The organism is Candidatus Chloroploca sp. Khr17 (assembly GCF_004138165.1).
GTDB lineage: Bacteria > Chloroflexota > Chloroflexia > Chloroflexales > Chloroflexaceae > Chloroploca.
In genome coordinates this window covers 1-17,841 of sequence record NZ_RYFF01000031.1, presented here as the reverse complement: position 1 = coordinate 17,841, position 17,841 = coordinate 1, and the positions used below count along the sequence as shown (strand labels likewise).

The window sequence follows — 17,841 nt, the reverse complement described above, 5'->3', positions numbered from 1 at the left end:
GACTTTTCAGACAGCCTCTAAGACCAATACCTTGCAAATAAGGCGGCTATTTTAACGCAAAGGCGCAAAGGTTTTTGCGTAGGTGAGCTTAACCCTTCGCGTCTTCGCGTGAGCTTATTTGAAAAGTAGTGCCTCTAAGTCAAGGCTTTCGACGATAGAAAATAGGAAAGAGGCCGAGCGCATCAGGACGGGATGCACGCCTCTGAATGGTAAAGCAGCCTGAAACCTTGCCCAAGAAAGGAAGACGTAGTATGCCTCCGACATGGAACTTGCCCGAGTATCTTGAACGCAAACGTGATCTGGTCGAGGCCTATCGCGAACAACTGCGCAGTCCCGCCGCGGCCCCGGCCCCCCTACGGGCTACGGTCAAGGTCGCCGCTGGCACGGGTGCCCGCCCGATCCAGATGCGCGAGCACATCGTCATGACCGACGCCGGGGGTGTCCTTGGCGGTCACGGGCTTGGGCCGACCGCCCCCGAATTGCTGCTGGGCGCCCTGGCGAGTTGTCTGGCCCATTCGGCCCTGGTTATCGCCGCTGACCGTGGGTTGCATCTCGAACAGCTTGAGATCGAGGTCACCGGCCAACTCGATTACCGGGGTACGCTTGCGGTGAACGACCATGTCCCGGTTGCCCCCACCGACCTGGCCTACCTGCTACGGGTCACTGGCTCGCTTACGCCTGAAGAAGTGGCGACGCTCGAACGCGACATCGCCGAACTCTGCCCGATCTTGCGTGCGCTGACCAGCCCGACCCCGGTGACTGGTCGTACCGAAGTTGTTGCGCCATAATCAGGCAAAAAGTTGGACGCCTTGCGGTCTTATACCAGTTGCAATTGCGCAATCCGCATTAGGTCTTGCTGCCCGAGCGTGTTGGAACACCATGCGCGGCAATCGGCAATCCAAAATCTCCAATCTGAAATGGCCTCACGTCATGCGACGCCGATATAACTCTTTGCGTGCCACATAATGCTCGGCAGGCGTACGAATGCGTACCGCCTGCTCGGGGCTGAGGGGGCGGATGCGCCCTGGAATACCGAGCACCAGCGAACCGGGCGGAACCTCCATGCCCTCAGTTACGAGTGCGCGTGCCCCGATCATCGAGCCGCGCCCGATGCGCGCCCCATTCAAAACCACCGCCCCGATGCCAATCAAGACTTCGTCCTCGATCAGTGCGCCATGCACAATCGCGCCATGCCCGAGCGTCACCCAATTACCAATGATGGCCGGAAAGCCCGGGTCGCCGTGAATGATGCAGCCATCCTGGACATTCGAGTAGGCCCCGATGGTGATCGGCACCGTATCGGCGCGCAGCACGCTCATCGGCCAGACACTGCTCTCAGCCCCTATGGTAATGGTTCCGGCAAGAAAGGTGTTGGGGAAAATGTAGGCGGTTGGGTGAATGTCAAACTCGTCGCGTAAGACTGGTTCTTGCTCGTTCATACGTGCCTTTGCATAGATATAGCTAGGTTCGATTGTACAAAATCTATGGTATCCTGGCAAGCGTGAAAAAGTTGGATGACTGCTCGCGGCGTAGCCGCGAGCAGTCATCCAACCACCTTTCCACACCCGTTAGGGTTACGCTATACGGCACATTCAGGCGAGCGACGAATGCTTGGCGATCAAGGTGGAGTCACATATGGATACCGCAGCAACGCAGCAGGTCTGGATCTATATCGGCGAGGGCGATAGTCGGCATGGGCAGTCACTGGCGCAGTGGGTTCTCGATGCACTCCGTGCGGCGGGATGCCCAGGTGCCACCGTGTTTCGTGGCATTGGTGGGTATGGGGTCAATGGCATGATGCGCTCTGATCTTATTGTGGATGCGCCCGGCCAGCTTCCTGTGATGATTACTTTTATTGATCGAACCGATCGCGTTGAGTTGGTGCTGCCAACCTTGCGCGAACTAGTGACTGAGGGCTTGATCGCGGTCAGCCCGATCCAGGTGATCCAGCATAGCTATCGCGAGGGTGGCCCCTTTCCACGTCACCTCACCGTTGCCGATGTGATGAGTCGTGATGTTGCCTGGGTTGGCCCCGATGCGCCGGTCAGTGAGATCGTGAGCCTCTTGATTGATCGCGCCTTGCGCGCCCTGCCGGTTGTCGACGATGATCTGCGCGTGATCGGGATCATTACCGATGGCGATCTGCTGACCCGCGGTGGTACCACGCTGCCCCTGCGCCTCCAGAAGCTCTTTCCCCTTGATGAACGTGCCGCTCAGGTTGCTGCCCTTGCCCAACAGCCCCAACGCGCCGCCGATGTGATGACGCTCGACCCGGTCACTCTCACCTTGACGACCTCGCTTGCGCATGCCGCTGAGGTGATGGCGAAACATAATATGAAGCGCATTCCGGTGGTAAATGCGGCGGGCAAGCTTGTTGGCATGGTCAGTCGCTATGATCTGCTCAAGACGGTCACCGAAGGGCTGCGTCAGCGCCCCGAACAGCAGTTGCGCCGCCCTAATGGCGAACTTTCAACCGTAGGGAGCCTTTCGATTGCCCCGATTCCCGTGGTGCGCGAGACAACTTCACTTGCCGAAATGCTTGACCAGTTGCTCGCTACGCGCAAGCGCCGTATTGTGGTCGTAAACTATAACAAACAGGTCATTGGCATCATCACCGACGGGGATGTTCTGCGTCGGGCAACGCGACCTGTGCCGGGTAGTGCGCTGCAACGCCTGGCGACGCTGCTGAGTGGCGGCAATCGCCCCGAAGGGCTTGAACTCGATCTCAAAGGCCGCACGGCTGCTGATGTGATGACGAGTCCGGTGATTACCGTCACCGCCGATACGCCAACGACCGAGGCCATCCAGTTGATGATTAGCTACAAGATCAAGCGTCTACCGGTGATTGACCAGCAAGGCCACGTCGTTGGCATCATCGGGCGCGCCGATGTGCTGCGGGCGCTTGAGCAAGGCCAGCACGAAGCCGAGCAGTGATTCGCGCATGAAATCCTTTTTTAGCTGGCCTCGTTCGGCAGGGATGCTTTTGCCGTCCACTGAATTTGCCATTGCGCTCGGTGCGGTGCTTGGGGCCAGTACACGCTTTACGATCACCAGTCTGGTTGCGTCCTTGCAGCCTGTCGGCTTGCCTCTCGGAACCCTGCTCGTCAACGTGATTGGCTGTTTCTTTATCGGTGTGGCCCAGACGCTCTTTCTGGAATTGATCAGCGTGCGCCGCGAATTGCAGGTGCTGGTGACCGTCGGTTTTCTCGGTGGCCTGACCACCTTCTCTTCGGTGAGCGTCGAGTTGGTACGACTGATCCAGGCGGGGGCGCTGCCCATTGCCGCAGCCTATCAACTTGGTTCGCTCGTCGGTGGCATCGTGGCCGTCCTTGCAGGGATCGCCTTGGCCCGTGCGATCCATCGTCTCGTGATCGCTAGGCTTCGCTCATGAGCTATCTCTTACTCAGTCTGGGGGCAATCGTCGGGGCGCTGAGTCGCTACCATTTGGTACGTGTGATCCAGGCTCGCTACGGCAGTACCTTTCCCATAGGTACCTTTGTCGTCAATCTCAGCGGGAGCCTGTTGCTCGGTATCCTTGCCGGGCTCATTGCTACCCATCCCGCTTGGCCGCTCACTTCGCTTCAGGCCCTTGCCGGGGTAGGCTTCTGTGCCACTTATACCACCTTTTCGTCTTTTATCTTCGAGACGATTCAGCTCTGGCGCCAGGGCAACCAGCGTAGCGCGATGCTCAACCTCTGCGGCCAACCCATCCTCGGTTTCGGTTTTGCCTGGTTGGGTATCTTTTTGGGGAGGGTGTGATGCTTACGACGATCGCCCACGCCGCAAGGCCTGTTCAACCATGTGCAACGCATGACGTACCGCCTGCCCGTGACGATCCACGGACACCTGGAGCTGCCGTAAGTGCAGCGCGAGTTCACTGAGACTGATTTGCTCGCCAGCATGGGCGTGATCGGTTGCGTGTGCTAACTCGTCAACGGGATGGTTGGCTTTCAGACGCCCAACCAGAGCTTGCATCAGGGGGCCTGGGGTAGTCTCGAACTCTTCGGCTAGCATCGTGGCGCACCGCTCGTACTGGCGCAACGCGCCGCTCCGATCACCGGCACGCCAGTATAGGCGCATCATCCGCCGATAGCACTGCTCGTTTACGTTGTCGTACTGCTGAAAAGCTGCGCCATATGCTAGCCCCCGCTCGTATTCACCGTGGGCCTCACAGTAACCCATCAGTTTATCGAGCAGCGCTAGATACATCTGTTGCAGCCGCTCACGCTCGACTAGGCACCAATCCTGGTAACAGCCGTCAAAGAGATCCCCTCGATAGAGATCCACAGCCTGCGCGGCCGCGCTTGCCCTTGCGTGACTCAATGTTTCGCCAGGCTGCCCCTTCGTTTGCTCAAAGATAGCCTCGATCTCAGCAACATCCAGCCAGAGTGGAAGATCAGGTTTGATCTGAATCCAGTCAGCCTCGATCGCCAAAAGCTCGGCAGCGATTGGCTCTGCCGGCAGATGTTGCAATTGCCAGAGCGTGCGCCGCAAATTTGCCCGTGATTGCGCGGTGCTCGTATTGCTCCAGAGAATACTCGCTAACCCTTCGCGTGCATGGGATCGTCGGCGATGGATCAGCAAGTAACACAGCAATTCCTGTACCTTGCGCACCTCTAGGCCCGTTACTTCAATATTGTCGTAACGCACATGCAAACGGCCAAAGAGCTGCACAGCAATGTTGCTCATGCCACCTCCTCACTGAGGCTAGAAGCTGGAAATGCCTTTTGCCGCATCAGAAAGCGAAGTGGATGTCACCCTTCGGAGGAGCCAGAAGCAGATTGAGGGGGTGCGACGCGATCAGTATAGCAGTTGATCCAAAAGAAAGTCAATTACAAACTGGTTAAACCCTTGATGACCCTTACATTCTGCCTATCCCTGCCAGCATTGCTGGCAGGGGTAGGCACACATATAGCAACCCTAACGGGTTTGTAAAAGCGGTTGTATGCTTGCTCGCGGCTACGCCGCGAGCAAGCATACAACCCATTTATAAATGATTTAGGGTTGCTATAGCTCTATCCCTGGCGTTCATCGTACTGCTTGCGATAGTATTCCAGGTATTCCCCAGATTTGATCGGTCGCCACCAGGCTTCGTTCTCGACATACCAGCGCACGGTCAATTCAAGGGCCTCATCAAAGGTGTGGCGCGATTGCCAACCCAGGGCACGCAGTTTGCTGCAATCGAGCGCATAACGTCGATCATGCCCTGCCCGGTCGGTCACGTGGGTAATCAGGCTGTTTGGTTTGCCCAGCATCGCGAGGATCTTGTGGGCCATCGCGATGTTCGACGTCTCGACTTCGGTACCAACATTGTAGAATTCGCCCAGTTCACCTTTGTGTAGCACCAAATCAATGCCTTCGCAATGATCAAACACATACTGATAGTCGCGTACCTGCAGGCCGTCGCCGTAAATCGGCAGCGGCAGGTTGTCAAGCGCATTGGTGGTAAAGAGCGGCACCGCTTTCTCGGGGTAGTGGAACGGGCCGATGTTATTCGAGCCGCGGGTCGTCGTGACCGCCAAGCCGTATGTTACGAAATAGGCATAGACCAGATGCTCAGCTCCGGCTTTGCTCGCTGAATAGGGACTCCGCGGTTCGAGTGGATCACCCTCTTTCGACCGTTGTGGTACCGGGATGGCCCCATAGACTTCGTCGGTACTGATCTGGTGAAACCGCTCAAGTTGCTGCTCACGCGCTACTTCCAGCAGCGCCCACGTTCCATTTACGTTCGTGGCAATGACGGCATCCGGGGTCATGATCGAGCGATCAACATGGGTCTCAGCCGCAAAATTGATGATCGTGTCGATCGCATGCTGCTGCACCACCTGACGTACCGCTGCCAGATCGCAAATATCACCCTGTACAAAAGCGTACCGTGAGCCAAATGCTTCAGCCCGTGCCAGGTTTTCTAGCCGTCCGGCATAGGTGAGTTTATCAAAAACAATGATCCGATAGTCACTATACTTTTCTAGCATATAGTGAACAAAATTCGACCCGATAAAGCCTGCCCCTCCGGTCACAAGTAAGTTACGCATAAGCCCTTCTTTAGAAAGAGTGAACCCTACCCTTGCTCCAGGCGCTCATTTTTTGCACGGGAAGTTGCGGCGAGCGCTTCTTTGTATGCACTCATCCGTGTCATCAAAGCTGGATCGCTTGTTGCAAGTATTTGTACGGCCAGCAAGCCTGCATTCTGTCCGCCACCAATGGCAACCGTCGCTACCGGTACACCGGCTGGCATTTGCACAATCGAGAGCAGCGAGTCGAGCCCGCTGAGTGCTTTCGTTTGCACAGGTACACCAATCACAGGCAGGGGCGTGCAAGCAGCGAGCATGCCTGGCAAGTGAGCAGCACCGCCGGCACCCGCAATAATCACCCGCACGCCTCGCTCGTGTGCGGTCACGCCATACTCAAGCATATCACGAGGTGTGCGGTGGGCCGATAGGATGCGCACTTCGGTCGCTACCCCAAATTCGGCACAAATGTCAATGGCAGCCTGCATCGTCGGCAGGTCGCTATCGCTTCCCATTACAATGCCAACCAGGTTTGTCATTAGATTGCCACCAGATCTGCGGCCTGTCGTGCACGGGCCTCTGCTTCAGCCAGCGTTGCCCCATATGCCGTGACGTGGCCCATCTTGCGCCCGATCCGCGCCTCACGTTTGCCATAGAGATGCACATGCGCCCCTGGGATCGCCAGCGCCGCTTCAAGTGCTTCAGGTTTAACTGTTCCATTCCGTTGACCAAGCAGGTTGATCATCACTGCCGCTGGCTCACGGAGGCGCACATCGCCTAGCGGCCACCCAAGTACCGCCCGTATATGATTCTCAAACTGTGAACAAACACATGCCTCGATCGTATAATGCCCCGAATTGTGTGGTCGTGGCGCCATCTCATTGTATTGCATCTGACCATTAGGCAACGCAAAGAGTTCGACGCCAAAAATGCCTATTCCATCAACCGCACGTACCGCATTCACGGCCAGTTCCGTCGCTGCATCCGCTTCGGTTGGGCTAAGCGGTGCAGGCACACGCACCACATGGCAGATATGATCACGTTGCACCGTCTCGACAACTGGGTACGCCTTTGTCTCCCCCGTACGCCCACGCACCACCATCACGGCCAGCTCCCGCACAAACGGCACCCACGCCTCGACGAGCAAGGCGTTCCCGCCTTTGCTCAGCCGTTCCCACGCTGGCCCGACATCTTCGGCGGTGCGCAGGGTTGCGTTGCCATAACCATCATAGCCATTCCGCCGCGCTTTCAAGACCATTGGCCACCCCAGGATCTTGCCGGCCTGCAACACTTCGTCGGGTGATCCTACCCCCTGAAAAGCAGGCACACTGAGCCCCGCCGACGCAATCCGCTCTTTCTGCGTCAGTTTGTCTTGCACTACGGCAACGGTCGCTGCGGTGGGAAAAACCGGCAAACCTCGGTCTTCCAGCGTGGCAAGAATCGTCGCGTCAACAAACTCGTTCTCTAGCGTCACCAGATCGCACTGCTCGGCAAAGCGAGCCAACGCCTCGGCCTCATCCCACGCTCCCACCACCTCGCGCCGCGTAAGGCGCCCGGCCGGGCTGTCGGCGAAGCGCTCGAAAATGACCGTCTCGAGCCCCAGCGTAATCGCTGCCTGTGTTAGCATCCGGGCGAGTTGCCCGCCCCCAAAAATTCCAATGCGCATCATGTCGGCCATGATACCGGTACATGCCGCTCGGTGCAAATTGAGCGCTGAACCCAATCCTTTGCAAGAATGAAATCATGTAGTGCCGACTTCAGTCGGCTTGCGGCTCAGCCGACTGAAGTCGGCACTCCCATAGACCCGATGTAAGATTGAATATTCATCAGCGACGCCGATCTGGAGGCAAAGGCGGCTCATTGTCGCCCCTGCGCTCTATTTTTCCTGCCTGAACCTGCTCTGTTCATTGGAAGCGTCACCGCGATTCTAAATGCTTAAAGCAATCATATGCGTAACCAACAAAACCACTTTCTTCGTCCCGTTCTTGTCGCCTTCATGACCTTGTTCGTTCTCAGCCTTACCTTGCCATCACCAATGCCTGTCCAAGCCAATGCTCCACGCTGTACCGATGGCTATGCCCTTTGGGCTGCCAACCAGCGCGGCGACAATATCATCGAGATGTCGGGTAGCGAAAATCGTATCAATGGCAAAACTCGTTCCTATGCCGATCTCCGTATCAGTGGCTCGAAGAATCAGTTGACCGAAGCCGTTGAGTATGTCACGCTCTTTCAGGATGGGGGCGATGCGAATCGTTATCCCATCCCGATCCAGGTTGTCTCCACCAGGGGAGCGGCGTTTTGCAAGAGCGCTCAGATGACCAGTTAGTTGCTAGCCTCGGCCAGGGCGGTACCCTCCCTGCCAATAGCTCGGTTCTTGTCAGCGCAACCTACCGCCTCCGCACAAATATGCAGGATAATCACGCCTCTAACCAGCTTACCTTCAAACTCACAACCCGTGTGCTCTTCACCGATCCAATGGGATCGCGTGCCACGACTACTCCGCCTACCCTCCTTCCTGTTGCACCTCCAACCTCGCCGAACCCTCCAGTCGCGTCTACCTTCCCTTTGTTATGCGCCGGTGGCCAGCGCAGTTTTCACCGAGCAGCCCTGAGGTTTGCCCGCAATTGCTGGCAGGCTCAGGGCTGCTCGGTGAAATGTAACTCCTGGTAACTCCTGGTAATCCCTTGTAACTCCTTGTAACTCCTTAAGCTACACTATTCCTGTAGGGACAAAATAGCGCACTGCGTTAAACAAGGTTGCTTTTACCATGCAAGTATAACGTGCCAGTCGCCTGTTGCTGCGACGAACACGAGGAGGTACATCGCCATGCTCACCGCCAGTCAGCGCGAGCGTATTCTTAGCCACCTGCGGCGAGGCTGGAAGCTACCCGATAGCCTGGTTCTTGAACTCTGGGAAGCGTACGAAACCCTCGAGAGCCAGACACCCACCACCGATCGCATGTCATTAGACGAGCGTGAAGAGCAGGAACTCGCGTATACACCTCATCGCAGCGCACATAACGGTCAACGTCGCTCCTTGTAGGCTACCCCAAGATTTAACTTAATTGCACCTCAGGCAACAACAGCCAGCATAGCTGGCTGTTGTTGCCTGAGGTGCAATCAGTTGTATAATAACAATCTTGTGATCAATGTCTACGCATACCAGGATCTTATGGCAGTCTCCACCAGGGTTGAACAACCCGCTACTCGTCTTGGTCTCCCCATCACCGATCTCACCATGCTGCTGGTGGTCTTGATCTGGGGCATTAACTTTACCGTTGTGAAAATTGTTCTGCAAGAGATCCCCCCGCTTCCCTTTGCGGCCCTGCGCTTTTCTGGTGCTGCCATCCTGCTTTGGCTGATCCTGCGCCTCCGCGAAGGCCCCCAGTCTCTCCCCAGAGGGTTGCTCTGGAAACTTACCTGGGTCGGTATTGCCGGTAATACGATCTATCAGGTTGGGTTTACCTATGGCCTCAAGTTGACGACCGCCGCGAATGCGTCGCTGATTATTGCGACGACTCCTGCCCTCGTCGCTGGCTTTGGTGCGCTGCTTGGCATCGAGCGCGTGCGCCGCATCGGGGTCATTGGGATCTTGCTGGCGATCAGTGGTGTCGCTCTTATCCTTGTTGCGCAAGGCCTCCAATTTCGTAGCGAGAGCATCGTTGGCGATCTGCTCTTGATTGGCTGTGCGATCGCCTGGACGATCTATACCCTCGGTGTCCGTACCCTTGGTGGAAGTTTGTCGCCCCTGGCAATTACAACCTGGACAATGGTTGCCGGTCTGCCAGGTTTGGTTCTGGCCGCCTTGCCTGATATGCTACGCACCAATTGGGCAACCGTTAGCCTCAATGTCTGGGCTGGCCTCGCGTATTCAATGGTGCTCGGTATCGTGGTCGCCTATGTGCTCTGGAATAATAGTGTGCGCGTTGCAGGCAGTAATCGAACCGCCATCTATGGCTGCGCCATTCCCCTCGTCGCAACCCTCGTCGCTTGGCCTGTCCTCGGCGAAACCCCAACCTATCTCCAGGGTTTTGGTGCTATCTTGATTGTGGTGGGTGTGCTGCTCAGCCGTCGCTGAGGTGCTGCTGGCGCTCGCTTGCTCGCTAGGAAGAAACTATGCTTGATCTTTGCCTCGATGCCAGTTGGTCTCTTCACTTGACCAGTGACCATCGTACGGCTCGTCTCGCGGCGACAGAATTGCAGACCTTCCTTGGGCAGTTTGGTGCCCCCGCGCTGCCACTGACCTCGGCCCCCCATGGCCCGCGTATTCTGCTCGATCATGGCCCCTCTGGCGATGGTTTTGTCCGTACTACCGATGCCCAAGGCCTCCGCCTGCGTGGCGATGGACCTCGCGGCTTGCTCTACGCGGTCTACGATCTGCTCGAGGCTCTCGGTTGCCGCTGGCTGACGCCTGATCCGGGCGGTACCCATGTTCCCGCTCTCTCTACTGTCTGTCTCCCCGGCCTAGCTGTTGCTGATCGTCCCGCTTTTGCCCATCGCAGTCTGATCATTGGTCACGATCTCTTCCTGGCTCAGGCCGAAGCATGGATCATCTGGGCGGCCCGGAATCGCCTCAATACGCTCTTTATCCATACCACGATCCACGAACCCGCTTTCGGAGCCTGTCGCCTTGCGACTTGGCGTGCCTGCCGTCGCCAACTGCTGCCGTTGATCCAAGATCGTGCGCTGCGCCTCGAAATTGGCGGCCATCACTTGCGCGATCTTTTGCCCCGCCGTTTCTTTCGCAAGGCCCCCGAGCTCTTTCGCTATGATGGCACGCGTCGTACCCCCGACTACAATTTCTGTGTCTCAAGCCCCCAGGCGCTTGCCTATGTGCAACAGTCCGCCGAGGCTTTCGCCCGCGCTTATCCCGAAGCCGAAGTCTACCATCTCTGGCCTGATGATCTGCGTGACGGGGGGTGGTGCCACTGTCCAGCCTGTGCCCGGCTCACGCCTTCTGATCAGGCCCTGCTTGCGACGAATGTTTTGGCTGAAGCAGTTCGTATCCACCAACCCCAGGCCATGGTGAGCTATTTGGCCTATCACGATACCGAGGCCCCCCCAACATCTGCCTCGCCCCATCCCGCCGTCCAGTTGCTCACCGCGCCACGCCTGCGCAGCTACGCCGCCGCCATTGATGCCCCGGTCAACCAGGTTGTCACTGCGCACCTGACCGGCAATCGTCCGCTCTTTGCCCATCAGGCTGTCTTTGAATATTATCTCGATGGCCTTCTTTTTAAAGCAAGCCCGCCCCCGCTCACTAGGATCATCGCCGCTGACCTGCAAGCCTACCGTGCCAACGGGGTGAGTTCGGTGCATGCCTTGCTCACTGGTGATCGTCCCTTTGCCTGGACTCCGCTCAATGCCTATCTCTTCGCCCGGCTTGCCTGGACCCCCGATAGCGATCCCGTTGCCCTCCGCGAGACCTACGCCACGGCGCGCACCTCTTCGGCTGAGTCCGCCAAGCACCTCATTGAGGCCTATGACGCCCTCGAAGCCGCCTGGCAACCAGTGCTCGCCCGCGACCCCGCAAGTGACCATGTGATGCGCATGAACCTCATCCCAGCACTTGATCCGGTCAATGCCCCGCCAATGGATGCCCTTGATATGCTCACCGAGCCGCAGCGCCCCGCCGAGCAACGCCTTGAAGCAATGCTCGCCACCACAAGCCAGTTGCAACAAGGCCAGCAAGCCTGGGCCAGCCTTGCGCCAGTGGCTCACCCTGATCTCGCTGCCGAAGCCGCCGAATGGCAATTGGCGGCCGAGTTACTCCAGTTTTTTCGGTTACGTCAGCAACTCTATGTGCTCGTGGCCCGCAAAGCCGCGCCTGCGACCCTGCGCGAAACGCTGCAAGAAGCGCAGGCAAGCCTTGATGTTTTGCGCGCCTGGGCTCAGCAGCATGTCCCCCCTGCAGCGCGGCCAGGGCACCTCTTGCTCCGCACGATCTTTCAATTGCACCTTGACCATATCGCCGATCTGTATCTGCTCAAGCCCTGGCACCGCCTCGGACTCCGTGCTCGTCGTGCCAGCGACCTTGCTCTCATGCTCTCTCGTGTGATCCGGCCATAACAATTTTGCCGCTCGTCTCGTTTTATAAACAACCCTTGCGCTTGCGGCTATTAATAGTCTGTCAACAAAGTTTTCCGACCTTCCTGGGTACGCGGGCGGCCCGCCCGCTTCGCGAGCACCAGCGGGCGGGCCGCCCGCGCACCCAGGGCGCGAAGTATCAGCAAACTTCGTTGACAGACTACTAATTAAAAATGACATTGGGCATAGCAGCGTGCCGACTGATGTCGGCATTCCCTGATTTGATGCTTGAAAACCCTGAGCCCTGTGGGATTCGTTACATTCTGATCGATTTTTCCTATCTTCTGTTTCCTGTCTTCTATTTCGTAATACAGCACAGATAATCACGGGATCTACCTATGAATACACTTGATTATGCAATTCTGCTTGGAAGTGGCGTTTTTGTTCTGCTTGGAGTCTATTGGGGCTTGATCAGGCAGGTTCTCTCGCTTGTCGGTCTCGTCGTCGGCATTGCGATGGCCGGGCGCTACGGCCCCGAGGTTGCCGCTTGGCTCACCTCATTTATCGCCGACCCGCTCGTTGCAGGGGTTCTCGGCTTTGTTGGTGTTCTGCTGCTCGTGAGTAGCCTGGCAAGCCTCCTTGCCTCGGTACTCCGCATGTTTGTTGGCCTGCTCTTTCTTGGCTGGCTTGATCACTTGCTTGGTGGCGTTCTCGGACTCATCCAGGCGATCCTGGCTGCTGCCATCATCGTTGTCGCGATGGTTGCCTTTCCCCTGCCGACCTGGTCAACCGCCATCGAAGGCTCGCTCTTGGCTGAAAATCTCTTGCGCATCGGCGGTCTCTTTCAAGTCTTCTTGCCCTTTGCTATGCCATCACTCTCGTACCATGTTGGCTTTTGAAGTAGGCTGCTAGACCCAATACCTTATCCTCAACGGGACACGGCCTGATACAGGTTCTCGTAGCGCGGCAACACCGCCTCGTACGCAAAATGGGTGCCCGCAAAAGCACGCGCACCTTCGCCGAGTCTGTTCCGGGCAACGGGGTCAACCAAAAGCTCGGCCATACGCTGGGCAAAGATGCGTGGTGTGACGGCGACTGCCCCTGTGATGCCGTCATGAATGATGTCCGGCGTACCCCCAGTTGGCATAGCCAGCATCGGCGTGCCCAGGCCCGAGGCTTCCAACAAGACCCGACTGAGCGGCTCGCCCCAGGTCGACGGAAAGAGCAACAGCGTGCTCCGTTTCATCAGACGCAACACCTCATCGTGGCTGGCCCAGTTGAGTAACTGCACCTGAATGCCCAGGGTGCCTAGTTCAGCCGTCAGATGGTCACGCAGTACCCCATCACCTGCAATCACGAGCGTGAAAGGTGGTACGTTGGGCATGCCAGGTGCGCGCAGTTCACGAAAGATCGCCGGAAGCAACCCCGCCCCTTTGTTGGCTTCGAGCTTGCCCACAAAGAGCAGTAGTTCACCTTGCCACTTCGTTTCTGGCGGGGCAGTTGCAATTGTTTCATTTGCCGCCATATCAAGCATATTAGGCAAGACATGCAAGCGTTCAGGTTGTACCATCCCGGTCAGGCGTTCGGCAATATAGCTACTCACCGCGATCACGGCATCGGCACGGGCGAGATACTGTGCCCGTCGTCGCTGATGCGCCAGCATATATGGAAGCCCTGCTAGGGCCAGACCCCCACGCAATGGCCCAAGGCGTGCCGGCAGTTCGGTGGCCAGCCCGGGCCAGCCGGCGCGACCATAGGGAACCTGATCACCGTGGAGACCAGTGGCAAAATAGTGCCAGGGCCAGTGGTCGCGCACCGTGACGACCACTGGAACCCCCAGTTGTTCGCCCGCGAGCACGGCGGCGGGCGCAGTTTGCACATGCTGGGCATGCAACACCTGTGGTAGCGACCCACGGCGCGCCTCGGCGACAATGACTTCGGCCAGCATGGGCCAGAAGCGCTCGTGCCGGAAATAGTTCTGAACAACAGGGATCGATGGGGCAGCATATCCGACCCGCACGGCAGGTACCCCAAGTGCATCAGTGTGAACCACACCCCGCTGACCACGGATAGGCACCAGCGCTGTCACCTGATGGCCCCTGTCCAGCAACCCACGCGCCAGGGCGTGGCTACTCCAGGCAGCCCCCCCACGGCCATCGGGCGGAAACACATCTGTTGGTAGCAGAATTCGCATCGTAGGGCCACGGCGGTGCCGTGGCCCGTTTATACCAAACCTACTTGATCGCCGCAGTTGCGCCAACCTCGGTAAGCTTCGCCTTGGCGGCATCGGCCTCTTCCTTCGAGACGGCCTCTTTGACTGGCTTGGGCGCCGCCTCGACCAGATCCTTGGCCTCCTTGAGCCCGAGGCTGGTCAACTCACGTACCACCTTGATCACCTGGATCTTATTGGCCCCAACTTCCTGAAGGATCACATCGAACTCGGTCTGCTCTTCCACCGGAGCGGCGGCGACGGCATCACCGCCAGCAGCGGCAACCATCGGCATTGCGCCCATCATCATCGGCGCAGCAGCCGTCACGCCCCACTTCTCTTCCATCGTCTTCTTGAGCTCAACCAACTCAAGCACATTCAGCGTTTCGATCGACTCGACAATCGCGGCAATCTTCTCACTCGACATGATGTATCTACTCCTTTATCCATTGCAAAGTTGCGCTAGCAATGCCTGCCAGCAAAACACGAGGTACGTTTATTCACCGGCTGGCTGCAGCTGGTCAATGCGGGCCTGCACGACATACGCGATATTGGAAATAGCTGCATTCAGCACCCCAACCACACCAGAGACTGGTGCCGCGACGCCACCGACAATACTTGCGAGCGCTTGCTCACGCGAAGGCAGTTTCGTCACCGCATCAAGCCCATCGGCCTGAATCGGACTGAAGCCCAGCAGACCACCCTTTACCTTAAGCGGGCGTGCAGTCACCCTGCTAGCATCAAGCAGCACTTTGGCAACCTTCGCCACATCGTCATAGGCAAACACAACTGCGGTTGGCCCCTCAAGGTTTGGCTCAAGACCTTCCTTGCCGGTATTGCGTGCAGCGATGCGCAGCAGTGTATTCTTGGCGACGACCAATTCGGCACTGTTTTCGCGGAGTTTCGCACGCAGCGTTGACAAATCAGCGACATTGAACCCGCGGTAATCGGTCACAACCGCCAGTTGCGAACGCTTCATCTTCTCGCTTAATTCAGCCACAAGATCAAACTTGCGTTGCGTTGGCACAGTATTCACCCCCTCTCATACGCAGAACAAACAAAAAAGGCCGCCAATGTCCTAGACATGGCGACCAGAGGCAGAGCACACCGTGCCCAGATGAAGGACAGCCTCGGGCTGCCCAGATCATGCCTCAGATCTACCTCGGTCGGCGGCCCGCAGGCCATTAAGGACAAATGCCACCAGACTGTCTAGGGTAGGTATATGAACAATGAGTCGTTAATTCAGCGCTGCACCCTGCGCCAGCAATGGATTGACCGGAACACCGGGACCCATCGTGCTCGCCAGGGTCACACTGCGCACAAACGTTCCTTTGGCTCCGGAAGGTTTCGCCCCTTTGACCGCATCCATCAGCGCCACAAAGTTCTCGTGCAACTGTTCGGGCGTAAAGCTAAGCTTGCCAATTGCCACATGCAAAATACCGGTCTTATCGTTACGGAACTCGACGCGGCCACCACGCACCTCGCGGATCGTCTTGGGCAGATCCTCGGCAGGCACGATCGTGCCGCTCTTGGGGTTGGGCATCAAGCCACGTGGGCCAAGCTTCCGACCGATGCGACCAACCTTGCCCATCATATCTGGGGTTGCGATGGCAACATCGAAATCAAAGAAGTTCTCTTTGTCAACACGTGCAATCAATTCATCATTGCCCGCAAAATTAGCCCCTGCATCAAGCGCCGCTTGCACAGCATCATTCTGGCAAAAGACCAGCACACTCACCATCTTGCCAGTCCCGTGTGGCAGCGCAACGGTGGTGCGAATATTCTGATCAGCATGGCGAGGATCAATCCCAAGGCGAAGATGCACTTCGACCGTGGGGTCAAACTTGACGTAGCTCGTCTCTTTGACCAGCGCGAAAGCCTCTTCAAGCGTATAGAGGCGATCTGGCTCGACCCGCGCAGCTACTTCACGATACTTTTTACCTTGTTTTGCCATCTTCATCACTCCTGGTGGTACAGGCGGGCTTTGCAAGCCCTCCCACGTTACAGCCTGGTGCGCGTTGCACCTAGTCAACAATCTTAATACCCATACTGCGTGCCGTACCAGCAAGAATCTTCTCGGCCGCTTCCAAATCCAGCGCATTCATATCCGGCAGCTTCTGTTCGGCGATCTGGCGGAGTTGAACCCGTGAAACCTGGCCTACACTGGTACGATTCGGAGTTCCCGAACCCTTCTGCGCACCTGCGGCTTTGCGCAACAGGTCAGCTGCCGGTGGGGTCAGCAATTTGGCGGTAAAGGAGCGATCACTAAAGATGGAAACTTCAACCGGCACGATACTACCGGCCTGGGCAGCCGTCTTCTCGTTGTACTCCTTCACAAACCCCATAATATTGATGCCATATTGACCCAATGCAGGGCCAACAGGCGGGGCCGGTGTTGCTTTCCCTGCGGGAAGTTGCAATTTGACGACACCAACCAGTTTCTTTGCCACAGTAGCTCTCCTCTGTGTGGAGGCGGATCGCCCCCTCCCTCATCGTCCCAACTCACATGCGGGCGACGAGGTGTACAGTATCTAATGAAGTCCGTCCAGCGGCCTTCACAACGACAGATCGATCAATCAACCAGGCGCGTAACCTGGAGAAAGTCAAGCTCAACCGGAGCTTCACGTCCAAAGAACGAGACCAGAACTCGCACACGTCCGCGCTCGTGATCGATGGCGTCAACCACACCTTCAAAATCAGTGAAGGGGCCATCAATAATTTTGACAGCCTGACCCTTCTGATAGCTAACGCGCACCTTGGGTGCTTCACCCTCCATCTGCTTGAGAATCGTCTTGACCTCATCGTCCTCAAGCGGAGTTGGTTTATTACCGTGACCAACAAAGCTGGTCACACCGGGGGTATTGCGTACAACATACCAGGAGTCATCAGTCAAATGCATTTGCACGAGCACATAACCGGGATAGATCTTTTTATTGACCGTCCGGCGTTGCCCATTCTTGATCTCAATCTCTTCTTCGGTTGGTACGATCACACGAAAAATCTGGTTACCCATCTCCATCGATTCGATGCGATGCTCCAGATTCTGTTTGACCTTATTTTCATATCCCGAGTACGTATGAATCACGTACCAACGCCGATCTTCGGCCTCTTTTTCGGTTGTTTTTGATGGAGTTTCCTCAGACACACCGAACCCCCACAATGGTTAGCTCTTCTAAAACTTACGAAACCAGACTTACCAGGGTGGTGTAGAGGAACAAGAAGATCGTGTCGCCAACAGCCAGGATTGCTCCAATAATCGTTGAAATCGTCAAAACCACGATTGTCAACCGAATCGTCTCTTCACGTGTCGGCCACACAACCTTGCGCAACTCACTGCGTGTTTCACGCAGCCTGCGCACAATGACGTTTTCCTGCTGTTCCTTTGAATCTTTAACCACTGTCATGTCGTTTCCTATTGCAGATTGAAGATTGCAGCCGGGTGCAAAACGCATGCTTATCGAGCTACGCACACCAGGCTGCAACCTGCAATAGATTCTTATGCTATGATCTTGGTGACAACACCAGAGCCGACCGTGCGGCCACCCTCACGGATGGCAAAGCGCAAGCCTTCTTCGATCGCGACGGGCACGATCAA

General features: G+C 57.0%; 21 protein-coding genes and 1 pseudogene. 9 read left to right on the top strand and 13 right to left on the bottom strand.

Annotation, left to right across the window (positions count from 1 at the left end; translation table 11 throughout):
* Window positions 1-251: 251 nt before the first annotated feature.
* Window positions 252-788, top strand: a complete 537-nt coding sequence (locus tag EKD05_RS16930) for an OsmC family protein (protein WP_129674865.1) — start codon at window positions 252-254, stop codon at window positions 786-788.
* A gap of 135 nt (window positions 789-923) precedes the next feature.
* On the opposite strand, the gene EKD05_RS16925 is transcribed toward EKD05_RS16930, so the two are convergent.
* On the bottom strand, window positions 924-1,439 hold the full coding sequence (locus EKD05_RS16925; protein WP_129674863.1) for a gamma carbonic anhydrase family protein: 516 nt from the start codon (window positions 1,437-1,439) through the stop codon (window positions 924-926).
* Between the two features lie 196 nt (window positions 1,440-1,635).
* Between EKD05_RS16925 and EKD05_RS16920 the strand changes: the two genes are divergently transcribed.
* Genes EKD05_RS16920 through crcB (EKD05_RS16910) form a run of 3 tightly spaced genes read left to right on the top strand, consistent with a single transcriptional unit; the run spans window position 1,636 to window position 3,759 of the window.
* Window positions 1,636-2,934 (top strand): DUF190 domain-containing protein, encoded by a 1,299-nt coding sequence (locus tag EKD05_RS16920; protein ID WP_129674861.1) that lies wholly within the window; start codon window positions 1,636-1,638, stop codon window positions 2,932-2,934.
* A gap of 7 nt (window positions 2,935-2,941) precedes the next feature.
* Entirely contained in the window at window positions 2,942-3,391 is a 450-nt protein-coding gene (gene crcB / locus EKD05_RS16915; RefSeq protein ID WP_165360774.1) for a fluoride efflux transporter CrcB, read from the top strand.
* Window positions 3,388-3,759, top strand: a complete 372-nt coding sequence (gene crcB, locus EKD05_RS16910) for a fluoride efflux transporter CrcB (RefSeq protein WP_129674857.1) — start codon at window positions 3,388-3,390, stop codon at window positions 3,757-3,759. The genes crcB (EKD05_RS16915) and crcB (EKD05_RS16910) overlap by 4 nt, the downstream gene beginning before the upstream one ends.
* A gap of 3 nt (window positions 3,760-3,762) precedes the next feature.
* On the opposite strand, the gene EKD05_RS16905 is transcribed toward crcB (EKD05_RS16910), so the two are convergent.
* The 4 genes from EKD05_RS16905 to EKD05_RS16890 form a co-directional block, all read right to left on the bottom strand.
* On the bottom strand, window positions 3,763-4,689 hold the full coding sequence (locus tag EKD05_RS16905) for a BTAD domain-containing putative transcriptional regulator (RefSeq protein WP_129674855.1): 927 nt from the start codon (window positions 4,687-4,689) through the stop codon (window positions 3,763-3,765).
* A 326-nt stretch (window positions 4,690-5,015) separates the two neighbouring features.
* The gene (gene rfbB, locus EKD05_RS16900; RefSeq protein WP_129674853.1) at window positions 5,016-6,035 is read right to left on the bottom strand and encodes a dTDP-glucose 4,6-dehydratase; all 1,020 of its coding nucleotides are present in this window, start codon (window positions 6,033-6,035) and stop codon (window positions 5,016-5,018) included.
* A 26-nt stretch (window positions 6,036-6,061) separates the two neighbouring features.
* Complete coding sequence (purE, locus tag EKD05_RS16895; RefSeq protein WP_129674851.1) at window positions 6,062-6,550, bottom strand: 5-(carboxyamino)imidazole ribonucleotide mutase; 489 nt, start codon at window positions 6,548-6,550, stop codon at window positions 6,062-6,064.
* The gene (locus tag EKD05_RS16890; RefSeq protein WP_240695827.1) at window positions 6,550-7,689 is read right to left on the bottom strand and encodes a 5-(carboxyamino)imidazole ribonucleotide synthase; all 1,140 of its coding nucleotides are present in this window, start codon (window positions 7,687-7,689) and stop codon (window positions 6,550-6,552) included. The genes purE and EKD05_RS16890 overlap by 1 nt, the downstream gene beginning before the upstream one ends.
* Window positions 7,690-7,959: 270 nt before the next feature.
* On the opposite strand from EKD05_RS16890, the gene EKD05_RS16885 reads away from it, so the two are divergent.
* The 5 genes from EKD05_RS16885 (at window position 7,960) to EKD05_RS16865 (ending at window position 12,936) form a co-directional block, all read left to right on the top strand.
* Window positions 7,960-8,337: a hypothetical protein gene (locus EKD05_RS16885; protein ID WP_129674849.1), complete on the top strand. Its 378-nt coding sequence runs from the start codon at window positions 7,960-7,962 to the stop codon at window positions 8,335-8,337.
* A 500-nt stretch (window positions 8,338-8,837) separates the two neighbouring features.
* The gene (locus EKD05_RS16880; protein ID WP_097650527.1) at window positions 8,838-9,053 is read left to right on the top strand and encodes a hypothetical protein; all 216 of its coding nucleotides are present in this window, start codon (window positions 8,838-8,840) and stop codon (window positions 9,051-9,053) included.
* A gap of 81 nt (window positions 9,054-9,134) precedes the next feature.
* Complete coding sequence (locus EKD05_RS16875) at window positions 9,135-10,088, top strand: DMT family transporter (RefSeq protein ID WP_240695826.1); 954 nt, start codon at window positions 9,135-9,137, stop codon at window positions 10,086-10,088.
* A 38-nt stretch (window positions 10,089-10,126) separates the two neighbouring features.
* Window positions 10,127-12,079 (top strand): DUF4838 domain-containing protein, encoded by a 1,953-nt coding sequence (locus EKD05_RS16870; protein ID WP_129674847.1) that lies wholly within the window; start codon window positions 10,127-10,129, stop codon window positions 12,077-12,079.
* Window positions 12,080-12,435: 356 nt separating this feature from the next.
* A complete protein-coding gene (locus tag EKD05_RS16865) occupies window positions 12,436-12,936 on the top strand; it encodes a CvpA family protein (RefSeq protein WP_129674845.1) in 501 nt (166 codons plus the stop codon).
* Window positions 12,937-12,965: 29 nt separating this feature from the next.
* On the opposite strand, the gene EKD05_RS16860 is transcribed toward EKD05_RS16865, so the two are convergent.
* The 8 genes and pseudogenes from EKD05_RS16860 to EKD05_RS16825 all read right to left on the bottom strand — a co-directional run.
* On the bottom strand, window positions 12,966-14,231 hold the full coding sequence (locus tag EKD05_RS16860) for a glycosyltransferase family 4 protein (protein ID WP_129674843.1): 1,266 nt from the start codon (window positions 14,229-14,231) through the stop codon (window positions 12,966-12,968).
* Between the two features lie 40 nt (window positions 14,232-14,271).
* Complete coding sequence (gene rplL, locus EKD05_RS16855) at window positions 14,272-14,673, bottom strand: 50S ribosomal protein L7/L12 (RefSeq protein WP_129674841.1); 402 nt, start codon at window positions 14,671-14,673, stop codon at window positions 14,272-14,274.
* A 69-nt stretch (window positions 14,674-14,742) separates the two neighbouring features.
* Complete coding sequence (rplJ, locus tag EKD05_RS16850) at window positions 14,743-15,273, bottom strand: 50S ribosomal protein L10 (RefSeq protein ID WP_129674838.1); 531 nt, start codon at window positions 15,271-15,273, stop codon at window positions 14,743-14,745.
* A 210-nt stretch (window positions 15,274-15,483) separates the two neighbouring features.
* Window positions 15,484-16,200, bottom strand: coding sequence for a 50S ribosomal protein L1 (gene rplA / locus EKD05_RS16845; RefSeq protein WP_129674836.1), 717 nt, complete (start codon window positions 16,198-16,200; stop codon window positions 15,484-15,486).
* Between the two features lie 70 nt (window positions 16,201-16,270).
* Window positions 16,271-16,696 (bottom strand): 50S ribosomal protein L11, encoded by a 426-nt coding sequence (rplK, locus tag EKD05_RS16840; RefSeq protein WP_129674833.1) that lies wholly within the window; start codon window positions 16,694-16,696, stop codon window positions 16,271-16,273.
* 122 nt (window positions 16,697-16,818) lie between these two features.
* Window positions 16,819-17,391, bottom strand: coding sequence for a transcription termination/antitermination protein NusG (nusG, locus tag EKD05_RS16835; protein ID WP_129674830.1), 573 nt, complete (start codon window positions 17,389-17,391; stop codon window positions 16,819-16,821).
* A gap of 34 nt (window positions 17,392-17,425) precedes the next feature.
* Window positions 17,426-17,650: a preprotein translocase subunit SecE gene (secE, locus tag EKD05_RS16830; protein WP_129674828.1), complete on the bottom strand. Its 225-nt coding sequence runs from the start codon at window positions 17,648-17,650 to the stop codon at window positions 17,426-17,428.
* A 92-nt stretch (window positions 17,651-17,742) separates the two neighbouring features.
* A pseudogene (locus EKD05_RS16825) lies at window positions 17,743-17,841 on the bottom strand (elongation factor Tu); the annotation flags it as partial.